Raw genomic sequence first — 17,090 nt, forward strand, 5'->3', positions numbered from 1 at the left:
GCCCGCATCGATCGTCAGGCCGGACCGGAAGGTCCGGCTTGACCAGCTCCAGACCCCATGGACGCCACCCTGGGGGTCAGCCAGAAAGCGGCAAGCCCGATCAGGCTGACAGTCAGGGCCAGCCATAAGACGGCGTCATAGCCGCCGCTTGCTTCCCATAGCAGCGCGAAAACGACCGCGGCGGTCGTGCGCGGCAGCGCCATCGCAATCACCAGGGCGCCGGAGGCGGCCCCGAAGCCGTAGCCGCTCAGGTATTCGATCACGCTGTTGGTCCGCACCAGAACCAGAGAGCCGGTGCCGACGCCATAGACCAGCGCATAGACAAACAATTCGGCGGGACCGAAATATCGGCTGAGCCCGAGCAGGACGATGCCGGCGGCCATCAGGGCGAAGGCGATGCGGCCGAAAGTGTCGTTCGATATCCGGCCGCCGGCCAATAGCAGGATGACCCGGGCCAGCACCTGACTGGGACCATGCAGCGCCAGCATGGCGATGATCACGCTCAGCTCGAAACCGCGCTCCTGCAGCAACGGAATGATGTGAAAGGTGATGCCGTTGGCGACGAAAGTATGGGCGCTGAACGCCAAGGCCAGCATCCAGAAAACAGGATGGCGCAGGACCATATGCAGCGGCTTTCGCTGCTCGCTTTCGCCGGTATGGGTGCTGCGCTGCCGCGCGCTGCCGATGCCACGCAGCATGCGGGCACTGAGCAGGCCGGGGATGAGGAAGTGGATCAGCGCCAGCACGAGCAGGGCCGGACGCCAGCCCAGGCTTTCGACGCAGAACGAAATGAACGGTATCGCCACCGAACTGGAGAGCCCGGTCAGCAGCGTGATCAAGGTAATGCCGCGGCGGTGGTCCGCCAGGTTGGCAACCACGATATTGTAAGCGCATTCGCTCAAGGTGCAGGCCTGCACCAGGCCGATGCCGATCCAGATCGCGTAAGAAGACCGGCAGCGATGGCACCGCCGCCCAGCCGACCAGCAGCAGCGCGCCGGCGATCGCGCCGCCGGCCATCGGCCAGTAGCCGCCGTAACGGTCGATCAGCGCGCCGACCGGGACCGCCGCGGCGCTGGCAACCAGCAGGCCGATGGTCAACCCGGCATTGAGCTCGACCTTCGTCCAGCCGAGCTCCTCCTCCATCGGGCCGTTCACCACCGCCAGCGCATAATACAAGGTTCCCCAGGAAACCAGCTGACCGATGGCGAGGCCCCAGATCAGGCGGTGAGGCTTCACGGGCGGAGTGACGGGCGGCGGTTCGCCCAGCGCGGCAGACGGCGGCATTACGGTCAGTCAGGAAGGGCGGAGAGGCGGAGCAGGCGGCGGACGAATCAAAAAATGCAGAAACGAGCCGTAGATTACCACGGCGACGATGGCGCGCGGGGAACAATCTGAAACGAGGCTCAGTCGGCTTCAGCGCCGCCCTCGATGGCACGTGGATTGATCTCATCCTCCGCCATCGCGGTCATTTCCGCGTCGGCCTCTTTCTTTTCCTTGAGGCTTCTGGCCAGAATCTTCGCCGCCTTCCTCTCGCCCACGGCATCGGCATAGGCGGCGGCCGTGCCGTAAGCGGCGATGCCGTAATGCGCGATGCGCTGGATCGAGGCAAGCAGAGCGGCATCCTTGACCTCGGGCGGCAGCTTCTTCTGCGCCACCTCCCCCGCCTCCTCCAGCAGGCCACGCATGCCATGCGAGGTCTTTGCCCGGGCATTCTCGCCCAACTGGTCGAACACCGTTTCCAGCCGCTGCAGCCGCTCGCTGCTGTAATCGACGCCTTCCTGACAGAGCCGCTTCAGCGACCTGGCATGCGCCGCCCTGGCCAGCAGCGGAAAGGTTTTTTGCAGCTGCCGGTCGGCAAAGTAGAGATAGCGCAGGTCGGCGACGAAAAGGTCGTGCAGGGTGGCGTTCGGCATGATGTCCTCCGGCTTCGGATATACCGGACAGAAACCACGCCTCCCGCCAACGGTTCCGCAGCTTCGCAATCGGCCGGATGGGCGAAATGAACTGGAAAACGATGCCGATAAAACGGCGCGGCGTCAGCCGAACCGCGCTTCCGCCGACATCGCCAGGGCACCTTCGGCATCGGCAATCCAGAGCGACAGGCCGTCGCCGCCGAGAGCCTTGGCCCGCAGGCTGAACGGCCCGCCATCCAGCACCGGCCGGCGGCCACGGAAGGAAAATTGCCGCAGCATCTTTCCGGGCTGCAGACCGACGGCGAAATCGACCAGGAGCGTCGCCAGCAGCGGTCCATGCACCACAAGGCCGCCATAGCCTTCGACCTGCATCGCATAATCGCGGTCGTAATGGATGCGGTGGCCGTTGTAGGTCAGCGCCGAATAACGGAACAGCAGCACCGGATCGGCGGTGAAGCGGCCCTCCCATTGCTGGTCCGTCGGCGCCATTTCCGGCTGCGCCAGGGCTGCGCCAGGGATTTCCTCGCGATAGACGATGTCATGCCAGTCGGTCAGCGCCAGCGCATCGTTCTCGAATATCTCATGCCGCACGGTAACGAAAACCAGCCGCCCGCTCCGGCCGGCTTTCTCCACCGCCGATTCCAGCGTCGAGAGCCGGCGCACCTTGGCCCCGATGGTGAGCGGATGATGGAACTCGAGCCGGCTGCCCGCCCACATGCGGCGCGTGGCACTGCCCCAGATCCTGCCGACATCCGGCAGGAAGCCGCCCAGGGCCGGATGACCGTCGCGGCCAAGCCGGGCGCGCGGCACCGCGTTCCAGAAATAAAGCCAATGCCGCAATGCCGGCAGAGCGGCGCCGGGCACAAGGGCATCATCCGGCCGGTCCAGGGCGCGCGCCAGCGCGACAACGCGTTCCGGCAAAAGCATGTCGGCGGCTTCTTCCGAGCCGCCGACCCAATCCTTCAATTCCAGTTTTGCCATACTCGACTCTTACTGACGCGACTTGCCCACCGCCTCACGCAGCAGCAGATAAACCTTGCCGATATCGGCGGTGACAAAGGCCGAGGTCAGCAACTCTTCGTGCTCGACGCCCTTGGCGCCCGCCAGCACACGCTCGAACTCGGCGATGTAGCGATCGGTGAAGTCGCGGAACTCGCCATTCTCCTGATACTTCTCGCGGATCTTGTCCAGATCGCGCTGGTCGATCAGCTTGCGGGTGAACAGGCCGCGTTCGCCCTTGTAGTAGCGCCGCCACAGATCTTCCGACAGGTCGCGATTCAACAGACGCGAGATATCGATCGCCATCGAATTCAGATGGCCGGTAATGAAAGCGGCGGTCTTGAGGAATTGCTCGCCGCGCAGCGCCTGCGTTGCCTTGCGCAAGGCTTCCGCCTCGACGCTGGCGGTGCGCGCCGCTTCCGCGAGGGCCTTTGAATCGGCCTTCAGGCTCGCCTCGGCGCTGGCCGCCTCGCTGGCCGCACGGGCGGCGGCCGACGACAGTTCCTTCGCGCGCTGCGCCAGGATGTCGGCGGTTTCGGCGGCCCGCGCGGTCGCGCGGTCGGTAACCGCGCTGAACTCGGTGCCGGTGCGCGACAGCCGCTCGCCGATCTCGGTGACCTTCTCCGACAGGCGCGCGGCACGGGTATCGACCTCGTCGGCCTGACGGCGGAAGCCGTCGCTCATCCGGTCGGTCTGCTTCATCGCATCCTCGACGATATTGGCGAGTTCGCGGGTGCGGTTGCGCAGCACCTCGCTGGCATCGTCGATGCGGCCCGAGGCGTTGCCGACCGCCAGATTGATCTCGCGGGCGCGGGCATCGAAGGTGGCGCCAACCTGCTCGATACGGCCGATGGCATCGTCGGAGATGCGCGCGACCTCCTGCGCCTGACGGCGGAAGGCATCGCCGATATTGGCAGTCTTGAGCGCCGCTGCATCGGATGCCTCGGCCAGTTCCTGCACCCGGCCGCGGAAGTTCTCCCGGATATTCTCCGCCTGCCGGCTGAGTTCGCCTGCCAGGGTGGTAAGCGCATCGGCCTGCTCGTGGATCGTGCTGTGCAGATCCAGCGTACGGTCGACCACGCTCTGCGCCGCTTCGCTGAGCTCGGCCGAGCGGACCCGCGCCGTATCGCCGGCGGTGTTGATGCTGGTGGTCGCCTTTTCGGCGGCTGCGCCCAAGGCGGTGGCTTCGGTTTGCGCCTTTGCGCTCATCGCCACGAGCGCCGCGGTCTGCGCCGTCGCCTTCTCGGCAAGGCCTGCCATCGCCTCGGCCACTGCGAGCGACAGATCCTGTAGATCCTTGGCACGCGCCTGCGCCGTGCTGCCGGCCAACTGCGCTTCCATGGCGGCGCGCTCGGATGCCGCGCTCAGGGCATGCGCCTGGGCCTGCGCCATCTCGCTGACCTGATGCAGCCGCTGGGCGGCGCGTTCCGCGATGCCCTGCAACTGGATGGCGTCCTGACCGGCGCTTTCGCCGGCGCCGCGCAGGCGCTGCGCGGTGCGCGCCGCGACTTGATCGAGCGTATCCACCTGATTGCGCAGCTGCTCGCCGGTCTCGTCGATGCGCCGGGCCAGATCGTTCACCGTACTGCCGAGCTGGCCGGCGTGATGGCGCAGCTGGCCGCCGGCAGCCTCGATCTGCTCGTCGGCACGCTTGGTCGCCTGGGCCAGCAGCGCATTGGCCTGCGCCATGGTCTCCTGAATCTGCGACGCCATCGCCTGCGCATCGCGGCCGGCCTGGCCGAGGCTTTCGATCTGCGCCTTGATGCTGGCATCGGCCTCGCCGATCTTGCCCAGAGCGCGGCCGGCGGTTTCGTCCAGGGTATCGGCGCGCTGTCTCAATTCGTCGCCGGTGCGCGTCGCGCGCTCGGTTATCTGCTGCAGCGTCGCCGTCATATTGGCGCCTTCGCGGCGCAAGGCATCGCCCGCCTGGGCCAGACGCTGGTCGGCCAGTTCGGCGGCCTGGCCAAGCTGGTCGGCCTGATGCCGCACCAGATCGCCGGTCAGCTTGAGCCGCTGCTCGGCCTGCGCAGCGGCTTCGGCGAAGCTCTCCGCCTGTTTGGAGGCCGTAAGGCCCGCCTGCTCCAGCGCATGGGTGCGGGTGCGCATGTCGTCGGCCGAAGCGCGCAGGCGCTCGCTGACGCGGCTGCTCTGCTCGTCGAGACTGCTGATCTCCCCGCGCAGCGTTTCGCCGATGTCGCGCACGCGGCCGATCGTGGTGCTGGTGGCATGCTCGATCTCGCGCACGCGCTCGCGCAGCACCGTGCCGGCGGCTTCGGCGCTGTCGACCACCTTCTGGCTGGCCGAACTGAAAAGCTGCGTCTCGCGGCTGAAACTCTCGCCCGCCGCCGTGGCACGCGCCACGGTGACTTCGGCCGCCGTGGTGATGACCTGCGCAGATTCGGCAAAGCTGCTGCCGATACGGCTCGCCTCGCCGCCGGCACGGGTAACGGCCTGTTCGAGCGCCACGATCTTCTGCTCGAGCTGGGCGGCAATCTGCTGCGCCACTTCGGCGGCGCGTTGCACTGCCTGCTCCATCATCTCGCCATGGCGGCGCGACAATTCCTCGACGCGCTCGTTCTGGAACTGGATCGCCGAGGTGATGCGCTCGATTTCAGCGGCCTTGCTCTGGAAGATGCCGCGCGCCGTCTCGACTTCACGGGTGATGATGTCGGCCGCCTGCAACAGCGTCTTGGCCTGGGTGGAAACTGTCTGACCCAGCCCGCTGACCTTGGCATCCATCTCGGTGCCGACCTTCTCGGCGGCCTGCACGAGCGCCACGCTCTGCTCCTCGAATTTCCCGGCCAGGCCCTTCACGGTCGCGTCGAGATCGCGGTTGACCTGCTCGGCCGCGGCCAGCAAGGCCTGCGAGGATTGATGCAGCGTGCTGGTCAGATGCTTCGCCTGCTGCGCCACCTGGTCGCCGGCACCGCTGGCGGCGGCGATCAGCACCTGCTGCTGGCTCGCCATGGTCTCGCCCAGGCTGCCGATCTTGTCGGTGGCCGATTGCGCGGCCTCCTCCATCTCGCGCGCCTGGCGGCGCAAGGCGCCGGCCAGGGCCGAAACCCGGCGCTCGGCTTCCGGCGTCGGATAGGTCAGGTCGAGCAGCACCGAATGCAGAGCCGCGGCCTGGCGCCTGATCGCCGTGCCGCGCCACAGATTGAGCATGACCAGCCAGAGAAACGCGAGCGGCGCAAACGCGCCGGCCAGGAAACCGCCGATCTCATGCGGCAGCGCATACCAGAGATTCTTCCAGCCGATCGAAGTCTCGATATAGACGCCGCAGAAGCCGATCCAGGCCAGGCTGATGGCGCCGCCGATACCGACCATCCAAAGCCGCCGGCGTTCCAGCGCCGGCTGGCCGATCAGTTCGGCGGCCTCGGCTTCCGCCCGCTCCAGCGCGGCCTCGCTCGCCGGCTTGCCGGCCTGCACCGCCATGTCGGCACGCGGATGTTTGATCAGCATGACACCCTCCCCCGCCCCGGGTCGCCGGACCCTCGTCCGCGCCGGTCGGATCGCGTCTAGACTCGCGTAAAGACCCGCATTGAAACATCAAATCGCCAAGCGACAAAGCGCCGTCACAGTATTGTTCCGAAGGATGCCGTGGCGGCGCCGCACGTCGGCAGCACAACAGCTAGACGAAAAATGGTTAATAGCGGCTTGCGCCGCGTCATGCTTCCCGACTTATCCCCGTGACTCACAGGCAAAATTTTTGCGCCGCAACATCGGCCGCGACACGGCGTAAAATCAGGGGGTTCACGCTATGCGGAGTCCGTCAAGGCAATTTTTTACCCGGCAGAGCCACACATCGTATTGACGCTCCTTTAAGGCTCAGTACCATATGTTGTGTTCGTTGAGCTTGTTCGCGATCGACGCCGTACCGCTTCCGGGCCGTTGGGGCCGCTTTCTATGAGGCTTTCGGGAACGCAAGGGCGGGAGTACGGCGCCGGGCCAGCAGCAACGGCGGGGATTTTTGAGATTTTAACGTGACGGCCGGTCCGGCGGTGTTGCAGTGGGCCGCGAAAATAAGGGGAAGCAATCCGTGCTGAACACGCTCCAAACCGAACGTGGCATTCGCGTCGATGTCGACCGCAGCCGCGACCGACTGCTCACCGATTTCGGCAAGGCCACGCTGGACGACCGCTACCTGCTGCCGGGCGAGTCCTATCAGGACCTGTTCGCCCGCGTCGCCAGTCACTATGCCGACGACACCGCGCATGCCCAGCGCATGTACAGCTATATCAGCAAGCTGTGGTTCATGCCGGCGACCCCCGTATTGTCGAATGGCGGCACCAATCGCGGCCTGCCGATCTCCTGCTTCCTCAACGAGGCGACCGACAGCCTGGACGGCATCGTCGGCCTGTGGAACGAGAATGTCTGGCTGGCGGCGCGCGGCGGCGGCATCGGCAGCTATTGGGGCAATCTGCGCTCGATCGGCGAGAAGGTCGGGCAGAACGGCAAGACCTCTGGCATCATCCCCTTCATCCGCGTCATGGACAGCCTGACGCTGGCGATCTCGCAGGGTTCGCTGCGGCGCGGCTCGGCCGCCTGCTACCTGCCGGTCGACCATCCCGAGATCGAGGAATTCATCGAAATCCGCCGCCCCACCGGCGGCGATCCGAACCGCAAGGCGCTGAACCTGCATAACGGTGTCTTGATCTCGGACGCCTTCATGCGCGCGGTCGAGAATGACGAGATGTGGCCTCTGCTCAGCCCGCATGACAAGAGCGTGCAGCGCACCGTCTCGGCGCGCGCCCTGTGGATCCGCATCCTCACCGCCCGCATCGAAACCGGCGAGCCCTATATCGTCTATATCGACCATGTGAACCGCGCCCTGCCCGAGCATCACAAGCTGGCGGGCCTGAGCGTGAAGACCTCGAACCTGTGCAGCGAAATCACGCTGCCGACCGGCATCGACCATCATGGCGAGCAGCGCACCGCCGTCTGCTGCCTGTCGTCGCTGAATCTGGAATACTTCCATGAATGGAAGGAGCATCCGCTGTTCATCGAGGATTGCCTGCGCTTCCTCGACAACGTGCTGCAGGACTTCATCGACAAGGCGCCGGACAGCATGTCCAAGGCGCGCTATGCCGCCCAGCGCGAGCGCTCGGTCGGCCTCGGCGTGATGGGCTTCCACTCCTTCCTGCAGGCCAACAACGTGCCGTGGGAAAGCGTGATGGCCAAGGTGTGGAACCGCACCATCTTCAAGCATATCAAGGACCAGGCCGATGCCGCGTCCAGGAAGCTGGCGGAAGAGCGCGGCCCCTGCCCCGATGCCGCCGAATACGGCATCATGGAGCGTTTCTCGCACAAGATGGCGATCGCGCCGACTGCGTCGATCTCGATCATTGCCGGCGGCGCCTCGCCTGGCATCGAGCCGAATGTAGCCAACGCCTTCACCCACAAGACGCTGTCGGGCTCCTTCTCGGTCCGCAACCGCTACCTCGAGAAGACGCTGGAGCAGTATGGCAAGAACGACGACGAAACCTGGTCGTCGATCACCACCAATGGCGGCTCGGTGCAGCACCTCGATTTCCTCACCGACGACGAGAAGGCCGTGTTCAAGACGGCGTTCGAGATCGACCAGCGCTGGCTGATCGAACTTGCCGCCGACCGCACGCCGTTCATCTGCCAGGCGCAGAGCCTGAACATCTTCCTGCCGGCCAACGTGCATAAGCGCGACCTGCACCAGATCCACCTGCTGGCCTGGAAGAAGGGCGTGAAGAGCCTCTATTACTGCCGCTCGCTGTCGATCCAGCGGGCCGAAACGGTTTCGACCAAGTCGGCGGCCGATGCCGGCAGCAATGTCGTCTCGATCCCGCTGGTCGGCAAGATCAACGAAGGCGAGCGCCCGCAGCACGTGCCGGGAGAGGCCGAACTGCCGCTGGCCGCTGCAGCGGCGACGGCCTCGACGAATGGCGGTCCGCGCGAGGCGGTCGATTACGACGAATGCCTCGCCTGCCAGTAAACGCCGAACCGGCAAAGCCGAAGCCGGCAGGCCGGCGATAGACGCAAGCCATCGCGGCCCGGGCAAGCCCCGGGCCGTCCTGCTTTACCCGGGCCGTCCTGCTTTCAAGCGTGCGGCCCTGGCGCCCGCATCGGCCGCCCGGACCCGCGTCCGCCCCGCGCCTTGTCTGGCTGGCGCTCCTCCCAAAGCTCGGATGCCGCCATCAGCGTGATGATCAGGCCCAGTCCGACATGGCAGGCGCGCGCCGCGCTAGCGGCGTCGTAATCGAGAATCCAGGGCGAGACGATCAGCCAGACCCCCAGCGCGACATTCAGCCATTCCTCCCAGGGTTCGAGGTGGCTGATCGCCAGCGCGCACAGCGCGATGATGATCACGCCGACCACGATCGCGTTATAGGTCGGCGCCGGCTCGTTGGTGAACGCAATGATCCAGGGCGAGATCAGCACCACGACCCCCAGCATGAGGTCGGCCCAATCCTGCCAATGGCGATAGATGAACGGCTTTAACAGAGACGCCATGGAACCCTCCCGACGATGGAGTGTTATGGAGGCGCATTACGGGGATGCGTCTGCCTGGGATCTATGGCGCGGTACTGCTTCAGGCCCTTGGAGTGCTGGTTTGCCAGATTTCAAGCGCGGCGATCACCAGCACGAAGGCGCCGACACCGAGATGCGGAAGTTTCGCCGGGTTGTAGTCGGCGACGTCGAGCATCCAGGGCGACAGTACCAGCCAGATACCGAGCAGGGCGTTGATATAGGCTTCCCAGCGGTCGAGCAAAGTGAGCGCCAGGGCGGAAAGGGCAAAAATCAGGAAGCCGACGATGACAGCATTCATCGTCGCCCCCTGCAGCCCGGTATAGCCGAACAGCCAGGGTGAAGCCGCCATGAGGATGCCGAGGGTCATATTGGCCCAGTCCTGCCAGCGCTTCGCGTCCTGCGAAGCATTGGCGGGGTGAAGACCAACATGGTCACGGCCATGGGTTTCATTGCGGTTAAAGACATCAGCCAAAACGCACCTCCTCCGGGCGAACGGCCCGGGCACTGCCGATGCGTCGGCGCTTTGTCATAAACCGGAGCTGATATCCGGCTCCCCCCGTGCCCACGACGCACGGTCCAGAATAGAAGTTAGGGTGCTCTGCAAGCTTTGCCAGAGGGTTAATCGGTGGATAGGTTTTTCGAGAATTTCGCTTGCTTAATATTAAATTGTACACTATTTAATGTCTCGCAAACGACCTCCCATAAACGAACCTAGGAGCATCCCATGTCGATCACTCCCCTCTACACCACCACCGCAACGGCGACCGGCGGCCGCTCGGGCAAGGTTACCTCGGCCGATGGCATCATCGACCTGAACCTGGCCATGCCCAAGGAATTGGGCGGCCCCGGCAATGCCGCCAATCCGGAAACCCTGTTCGCCAGCGGCTATTCGGCCTGCTTTCAGGGCGCACTCGGCCTGGTCGCGCGCAATCAGAAGGTCACCCTGCCGCAGGGCAACACCGTCAGCGTGACCATCGGCATCGGCAAGGACGAGACCAGCTTCGGACTGAACGCCAGGATTTCGGTCAAGCTGCCGGGCATGGACAAGGCCCAGGCCGAGGCGCTGGTCAAGGCCGCCCATGAGGTCTGCCCCTATTCCAAGGCGACCCGCGGCAATATCGAGGTCGCCCTCGAAACCCTGGTCTGATGCGAAGCGCTTAACCCCTGCGGCGCCGGGATTGCCTGTTCCGGCGCCGCCAAAATCTGGCACACTCGCGCCATGACCGCCGACGAATCGATCAAACTCGACCAGCAACTCTGCTTCGCGCTCTATGCCGCGTCCAATGCGATGACGCGGCTCTACCGCGACCGGCTGGAGCCGCTCGGGCTGACCTATCCGCAATACCTCGTCATGCTGGTGCTGTGGGAAAAGGACGGCCTGACCGTCAAGGCGATCGGCGAACGGCTGCATCTCGATTCGGGCACGCTCACCCCGATGCTCAAGCGCATGGAGCAATCAGGCCTGATCTCGCGCGCCCGCGATGCCGCGGACGAGCGGCAGGTCACCATCAGCCTTACCCCCGGGGGCCGGGCGCTGGAGGCCAGGGTCGCCGCCATGCAGCGCGACATGGCCTGCCTGCTGCCGCTCAAGCCGCAGGACCTCGCCCGCCTGCGCACCGAACTGCGCGGCCTGGCCCGAGGCCTGATGGACCGGACTTGATCGACCGGGATTGATCGACCGGGATTGATCAACCGGGCTGATCGCCTGGAGCCGAGGACTGGGGAAGCCGCATAATCCACAGGCTTTCCAAGATTTAGCGAAGATCCTCTTGCCCTGACCACAACATGTTGCGATATTCGCCCTCCAGCCTGATTCAGTCATCGAGGGGGATTCCATGTCGCTTCTGGACGCCAAGCCGGTTTACAAGCCCTTCCAGTATCCCTGGGCCTATGAAGCTTGGATGACCCAGCAGCGCGTGCATTGGCTGCCGGAAGAAGTGCCGCTGGCCGATGACGTGAAGGACTGGCAGAAGAAGCTCACCCCCGGCGAGAAGAATCTTCTCACCCAGATCTTCCGCTTCTTCACCCAGGCCGATGTGGAAGTGAACAACTGCTACATGAAGCATTACGCCCGGGTGTTCAAGCCCACGGAAGTGCAGATGATGCTGGCGGCCTTCTCCAACATGGAGACGGTGCATATCGCCGCCTATTCGCACCTGCTCGACACCATCGGCATGCCGGAAGAGGAATATTCGGCCTTCCTCCGCTACAAGGAGATGAAGGACAAATATGATTACATGCAGCAATTCGGCGTCGAGACCAAAGCCGATATTGCCAAGACGCTCGCCGTCTTCGGCGCCTTCACCGAGGGCCTGCAGCTCTTCGCCTCCTTCGCGATCCTGCTCAACTTCCCGCGCTTCAACAAGATGAAGGGCATGGGCCAGATCATCTCCTGGTCGGTGCGCGACGAGAGCCTGCACACCAATTCGATCATCAAGCTGTTCCGCACCTTCATCGAGGAGAATCCGGAGCTGTGGACGGAGGAGTTCCAGCGCGAGCTCTATGTGGCCTGCTCGACCATCGTCGACCACGAGGATGCCTTCATCGATCTCGCCTTCGAAATCGATGGCGTGCAGGGGCTGAGCGGCCAGGAAGTGAAGGATTACATCCGCTGGACCGCCGATCGCCGCCTGCTGCAGCTCGGCCTGCAGCCGATGTATCGCATTGCGAAAAACCCGCTGCCTTGGCTCGACGCGATCCTCAACGGCGTCGAGCACACCAACTTCTTCGAGAACCGGGCTACTGAATATTCCAAGGCCTCGACGCAAGGCACCTGGGAAGAGGCGTTTGCGTAAAACCTGACGCTTCCGCTCAGGAGCCTTGACCAGCCGGCGCCGCGATGCGGCGCCCGGCGGCAAGCGCGATGATGGCGAGGAGCAAGGGTGCGAAGGACAGCCATAGCACCATGTCCCAGCCAAAGCTGGCCAGAAGCCCGCCGGACAGGAAAGAGCCGAACGCCATCGTGCCGAACACCAGAAAGTCGTTGAAGGACTGCACTCGCGCCTTCTCGTCCGGACGGTGACATTCCAGCACCATGGCCGAGGCGCCGACGAAACCGAAATTCCAGCCGACCCCGAGCAGGATCAGCGTCGCCCAGAAATGCGCGACATCGATGCCGAACAAACCGACGGTGGATGCCGTGCCGGTGAGCATGAGTCCGGCCGCGACCACCCGGGATGCGCCGAAGCGTGAGATCAGGCGGCCGGTCCAGAAGCTCGGGGCGTACATGGCGATGACATGCCATTGCAGGCCGAGATTGGCCGATTCCTGCGGCAGGCCGCAGAACTTCATCGCCAGCGGCGCGGCCGTCATGATGAAATTCATCAGCAGGTAGGAAACCACGCCGCAGACGATGGCCAGGATGAAGCGCGGCTGGCGTCCTATGATGCTGAGCGGCCGCCCGCCGCTGCGGTCGCTCGCGCTCGGCCTCGGAAGTTGCACGCCGAGCAAAATGACCGCGGAGACCGCCGCCACGACCGCCTGGCCGATATAGGTGGCGGCAAACAGATAGGCTGGCCACAGATTCATCGTATAGGTGACGAGCTGCGGGCCGATCACGCCGGCGAAGACGCCCCCCGCCATGACGGCCGACAGCGCCCGCGGGCGGCGTTCCGGGGGCGCGCAATCCGCCGCGGCGAAGCGGAAGGACAGCACCACCGCGGCATAGACGCCGCCCAGAAACGTGGCGATGCAGAACAGCGCGAACGAGGCGTACACCACCGCAAGCGATGCCAGCAATCCGGCGAGGACGCCGCAGCCGGTCCCCAGCATGAACGCCGCGCGGCGGCCGTAGCGTTGCGCGACGGCACCGGCAGGCAGCGTACAGAGCGCCATGCCGACCACGAAAATCGAAATCGGCAGCGTCGCAAGCGATTTGCTCGGCGCGAGCACGTTGCCGACGACCGCGCCCGTTGCATAGACCACGACCGAGTTGGCGCCGGCCAGGGCCTGGGCGATCGCCAGCCTCACCACATTGCCGCGCTCCAGGCGCAGCGCCGCGGCAGCGTCATCGCCGGCAGAGACTTGAACTGAGCTCATGCTGAAACCTGCTTCCCCAGGGGCATCGCGGGGCGAAGATCGCCGGCGCACTCGTTCAACTGCATATCAGATCGCCCCCCAGCGTTCCATCGAGGGGCCGCGATCTCGATCCTGCGGTGTTGTTTGCATTCTGTTCCCGGCGCCGTGATCTGGGCCAGGTCATGCCAGGATGTCGATGAAGGTGCGCTGCTGCTGGAGATTGACCCGCAATGCCAGGGCGAAGCCTCATGCTGGCTTTGCGCGCCCCGCAGCAAGGTGGCGGCCTGGGCAAGCAGGTTCGGATCCGAATTGCCGGCAACCGCGCGCCGCCACCTCGATGCACGCTCGGCCTGGCGCAGGCCGCCGAGGGCGGCGATGCTGGCGCCGCTGACGCCGATCGCTGAGGCATGCCGGCAGATTACGCCGCGAAACATCCGGCGCCAATGTCAGGTCGGCGGCATGAAGCCGCGCATCCAGCGGCACCGGCAGATATCAGGAGGATTTTTCCTAGCGAATCGCTTATGACAGACAGAGCATCCGTTCCCGCTGCGATTACAGAAATCCCTAAATCAGAAAGATCGATGAGCGCTTTACCGGCCGATCCCCTTCTCCCCATCCCTATCGACCAATATCGTGACGGCAATACCGGCATCCCCTTTGCCCATCAGTTCGAGGCCAGGGAACCCGGCCCGCATGTGGCCATCACGGCGCTGATCCACGGCAACGAGGTCTGCGGCGCGCATGCGCTGGATCTTCTGCTGCGCGAGGGCTTCCGGCCGGCCAAGGGCAAGCTGACGCTGGTCTTCTGCAATGTCGCCGCCTATTTGCGCTTCGATCCCGATGAGCCGACGGCCTCGCGCTTCGTCGACGAGGATATGAACCGGGTCTGGAGCGACGATGTACTGGATGGCAGCCGCCGCACCATCGAACTCGACCGCGCCCGCGAAATCGAACCGCTGATCGCCGAGGTGGATCTGCTGCTGGATCTGCATTCCATGCAGCAATTCTCGCCGCCGCTCATGCTCTCCGGGCCGCTGGCCAAGGGCCGCGAGCTGGCCGCCAAGGTCGGCGTGCCGGTCACCGTGGTGGCGGACGAGGGTCACAAGGCCGGGCGGCGCATGCGCGACTATGGCAGTTTCGCCGATCCGGCAAGCGCGAAGAATGCGCTGCTGGTGGAATGCGGCCAGCATTGGGAGCAGTCCAGCCGCGCAGTGGCGATCGAGACGATGCTGCGCTTCCTGCAGGCTGCCGGTCAGGCCGACGCCGCATTGCTGACCAAGCACGGCATCACGGGGACGCCGCCGAAGCAGCGTTTCGTCGAGGTCACCGACGCGGTGACCATCGAGACCGAGGATTTCCGCTTCGCCGCCCCCTATACGGGGCTGGAATGCATCCCCGAGAAAGGCAGCGTCATCGCGCATGACGGCGGCAAGCCGATCCGCACGCCTTACGACAATTGCGTGCTGATCATGCCGACCAAGCGGCTCAAGCCGGGGCAGACCGCCGTCCGGCTCGGCCGCTATATCGCCGACTGAGGTTAACCGGGCGATGGGCGGGCCGATCCTGCAGCGCGCGATCGGCAACCTGCCGGCCCTTCTGGTCGGAGCAGTGGGCGGCTATATCTTCCTGCTGCTGCGCATGCCGCTCGCCTGGATGCTGGGCAGCATGATCTTCGTCGCCATCCTCGCCTTGGCCAGCGATGCGCAAGGCGGCCGCAATGGCGGCAAGGGCCGCGGCCATCGCCTGCCGGTGCGGGTCGACAACCGGCTGCGCGAAGTAATGGTCACCGTGATCGGCGTGCTGCTCGGCAGCGCCTTCCGCCCCGCCATGCTCGAGCATCTGATCGAGTGGATCTGGCTGATCCTGCTGCTGCTCGCCTATATCCCCTTGGTCACCGCGCTCGGCTATATACAGTTCCGCCGGCTTGGCCGGCTCGATCCGGTCACCAGCTTCTTCGCCGCCACGCCCGGCGGCCTGCAGGAGATGACGATCATCGGCGAGTATTATGGCGGTGATGGCCGCCATATCGTGCTGGCGCATGCGATCCGCATCTTCGTGGTGGTGATGACCATCCCGTTCTATTTCCGCTTCATCGCCGGCTATCACGTTCCTCCGATGGCGCCGGGCCTGCACGTTACCGAGATGCCGGGCCTTGAACTGGCGTTGCTCGCAGGCTGCGGCATCGTCGGCTGGATCGGCGCCCATTACCTGCGCATGCCGGCCTCGCGCCTCGTCGGCCCCATGCTGGTCTCGGCGGCGGTGCATCTGAGCGGCCTGTCGGATGCCAAGCCGCCGCCGGAGGTCGTCGCCATTGCGCAATTGGTGATGGGCGCGGCCCTGGGCACCCGCTTCGCCGGCACGCCGATCAGCGAAATCCGCCGCATCGCCGGGCTCGGCGTCCTCTCGGCGCTGGTCATGGTCGCCGTGGCCGTCGCCGCCACCTTCGCCTTTGCCGATCTGATCGGCGTGCGCACGGAAACCTTGGCGCTGGTGCTCTCGCCCGGCGGCCTCGCCGAGGTCAGCCTGATCGCCCTGGCGATCGGCGTCGACGTCGCCATCGTCTCGTCGATGCATGTGCTGCGCATCGCCGTGGTGGTCCTGCTGGCGCCGTTGAGCTTCCGGCTGCTCGGCCTGAAGAAGACCGTCTAGAAATACCAGGGTCGCAATCAGGAGCTGGCTGCGATCTCAGTCCCGGCCTGGCGCAAGACCGCGTTGCGAGCGGCGAAAGGCCCCGGGCCCGACGCCGAACTGGTTCTTGAAGCGGCGCGAAAACGATGGCAGCGAGGCGTAACCGCATTGCTCGGCGATGCTGTCGATGCTCAGCGCCGTATCCGCCAGCAGGGCCCGCGCCTTCATCAGGCGCCAGCGGGTCAGGTATTCGATCGGCGGCATGCCGACCGTCTCGGTGAACCTGTCGGCAAAGCGGGCCCTGGACATGCCGGCCTGGCCGGCCAGATCTCCCACGCTCCACGCCTTTTCGGGCATGCGATGAATCGCCCGCAGGGCGCGGGATAATCCCGCGTCGGACAGGGCGAAGATAAAGCCATTGCCAAGCTGCGCGGCCGCGAGGCGGCGGGTGGCCTGGATCACCACTACTTCGATCAGGCGGCCGACCACCGCCGTCGTGCCCTGCGCATCCAGCCCCGCCTCCAAGGCGAGAAGCTTCAGCGTCGCCGCCAGCCAGGGTTCGGCGTCAAGATCAGAGAGGCACAGATGGATGACCGGCGGCAGGTTCGCCAATACGGGATGATCGATGCTCTCGTCGAAGCGGCAGAAGCCGCAAAGCAGCATGGCCCGGAGCGCGCCGTCGCCGCCGCGAAGCACGCCGTCCCGCAGGCCGCCGCCTCGGATAGCATCCTGCAGCGCCATTGGCTTGGCATCCCTGTCAGCAGAAACGACCTGACTCGCACCATTCGGAATCAGAACGATGTCGCCTTCGGACAACTGGATCGGCGCACTGCCTCCGGTGCCAACCCAGCATTGCCCCTGCAGGACGAGGTGAAAGCGGACGCGCCGCTTCTCGGGCGGCACCAGCACAGCGGCTCCCTCGCCCAGCGCCGCGCGAAAGTAGATTTCGCTTCTGATGCGCAGCGCCGAGAACACCTCGGAAAGAACGTCGCTTTTGTCCGAACCCGGCATGGCTGAGACGATCTGATAAGA

15 protein-coding genes are annotated in these 17,090 nt (G+C 65.2%); 7 read left to right on the plus strand and 8 right to left on the minus strand.

What is annotated here, in order from left to right; translation table 11 throughout:
• Positions 1-14: 14 nt before the first annotated feature.
• The 4 genes from VF194_RS03000 to VF194_RS03015 form a co-directional block, all read right to left on the minus strand.
• Positions 15-902, minus strand: coding sequence for an MFS transporter (locus tag VF194_RS03000; RefSeq protein WP_330887886.1), 888 nt, complete (start codon positions 900-902; stop codon positions 15-17).
• A gap of 501 nt (positions 903-1,403) precedes the next feature.
• Positions 1,404-1,913 carry a ferritin-like domain-containing protein gene (locus VF194_RS03005; protein ID WP_330887888.1) on the minus strand — a complete coding sequence of 170 codons (510 nt, stop codon included), beginning with the start codon at positions 1,911-1,913 and terminating at the stop codon, positions 1,404-1,406.
• A 123-nt stretch (positions 1,914-2,036) separates the two neighbouring features.
• Positions 2,037-2,894, minus strand: coding sequence for an FAS1-like dehydratase domain-containing protein (locus VF194_RS03010; protein WP_330887890.1), 858 nt, complete (start codon positions 2,892-2,894; stop codon positions 2,037-2,039).
• Positions 2,895-2,903: 9 nt separating this feature from the next.
• A complete protein-coding gene (locus tag VF194_RS03015) occupies positions 2,904-6,374 on the minus strand; it encodes a hypothetical protein (protein WP_330887892.1) in 3,471 nt (1,156 codons plus the stop codon).
• 577 nt (positions 6,375-6,951) lie between these two features.
• Here VF194_RS03015 and VF194_RS03020 point away from each other — a divergent pair.
• Positions 6,952-8,877, plus strand: coding sequence for a ribonucleoside-diphosphate reductase subunit alpha (locus VF194_RS03020; protein ID WP_330887894.1), 1,926 nt, complete (start codon positions 6,952-6,954; stop codon positions 8,875-8,877).
• A gap of 104 nt (positions 8,878-8,981) precedes the next feature.
• Here VF194_RS03020 and VF194_RS03025 read toward each other — a convergent pair whose 3' ends face one another.
• Positions 8,982-9,395 (minus strand): SPW repeat protein, encoded by a 414-nt coding sequence (locus tag VF194_RS03025; RefSeq protein WP_330887896.1) that lies wholly within the window; start codon positions 9,393-9,395, stop codon positions 8,982-8,984.
• A 79-nt stretch (positions 9,396-9,474) separates the two neighbouring features.
• On the minus strand, positions 9,475-9,885 hold the full coding sequence (locus VF194_RS03030) for an SPW repeat protein (protein WP_330887898.1): 411 nt from the start codon (positions 9,883-9,885) through the stop codon (positions 9,475-9,477).
• 252 nt (positions 9,886-10,137) lie between these two features.
• On the opposite strand from VF194_RS03030, the gene VF194_RS03035 reads away from it, so the two are divergent.
• The 3 genes from VF194_RS03035 (at position 10,138) to VF194_RS03045 (ending at position 12,208) form a co-directional block, all read left to right on the plus strand.
• Entirely contained in the window at positions 10,138-10,560 is a 423-nt protein-coding gene (locus VF194_RS03035) for an organic hydroperoxide resistance protein (RefSeq protein WP_330887900.1), read from the plus strand.
• A gap of 72 nt (positions 10,561-10,632) precedes the next feature.
• Positions 10,633-11,073 (plus strand): MarR family transcriptional regulator, encoded by a 441-nt coding sequence (locus VF194_RS03040; protein WP_330887902.1) that lies wholly within the window; start codon positions 10,633-10,635, stop codon positions 11,071-11,073.
• Between the two features lie 175 nt (positions 11,074-11,248).
• Positions 11,249-12,208, plus strand: coding sequence for a ribonucleotide-diphosphate reductase subunit beta (locus VF194_RS03045; protein WP_330887904.1), 960 nt, complete (start codon positions 11,249-11,251; stop codon positions 12,206-12,208).
• Positions 12,209-12,224: 16 nt separating this feature from the next.
• Here the strand turns inward: VF194_RS03045 and VF194_RS03050 are convergent, their stop codons facing one another.
• Positions 12,225-13,451, minus strand: a complete 1,227-nt coding sequence (locus VF194_RS03050; protein WP_330887906.1) for an MFS transporter — start codon at positions 13,449-13,451, stop codon at positions 12,225-12,227.
• A gap of 227 nt (positions 13,452-13,678) precedes the next feature.
• On the opposite strand from VF194_RS03050, the gene VF194_RS03055 reads away from it, so the two are divergent.
• From VF194_RS03055 to VF194_RS03065, 3 genes are all read left to right on the plus strand, one after another.
• Positions 13,679-13,834 carry a hypothetical protein gene (locus VF194_RS03055; protein ID WP_330887908.1) on the plus strand — a complete coding sequence of 52 codons (156 nt, stop codon included), beginning with the start codon at positions 13,679-13,681 and terminating at the stop codon, positions 13,832-13,834.
• 177 nt (positions 13,835-14,011) lie between these two features.
• Positions 14,012-14,965: a succinylglutamate desuccinylase/aspartoacylase domain-containing protein gene (locus tag VF194_RS03060; RefSeq protein ID WP_330887910.1), complete on the plus strand. Its 954-nt coding sequence runs from the start codon at positions 14,012-14,014 to the stop codon at positions 14,963-14,965.
• Between the two features lie 13 nt (positions 14,966-14,978).
• Positions 14,979-16,079: an AbrB family transcriptional regulator gene (locus tag VF194_RS03065; RefSeq protein WP_330887912.1), complete on the plus strand. Its 1,101-nt coding sequence runs from the start codon at positions 14,979-14,981 to the stop codon at positions 16,077-16,079.
• Between the two features lie 36 nt (positions 16,080-16,115).
• Here VF194_RS03065 and VF194_RS03070 read toward each other — a convergent pair whose 3' ends face one another.
• Positions 16,116-17,069, minus strand: a complete 954-nt coding sequence (locus VF194_RS03070; protein WP_330887913.1) for an AraC family transcriptional regulator — start codon at positions 17,067-17,069, stop codon at positions 16,116-16,118.
• Between the last annotated feature and the right edge of the window lie 21 nt (positions 17,070-17,090).

The organism is Ferrovibrio sp. (assembly GCF_036381655.1).
Lineage (GTDB): Bacteria > Pseudomonadota > Alphaproteobacteria > Ferrovibrionales > Ferrovibrionaceae > Ferrovibrio.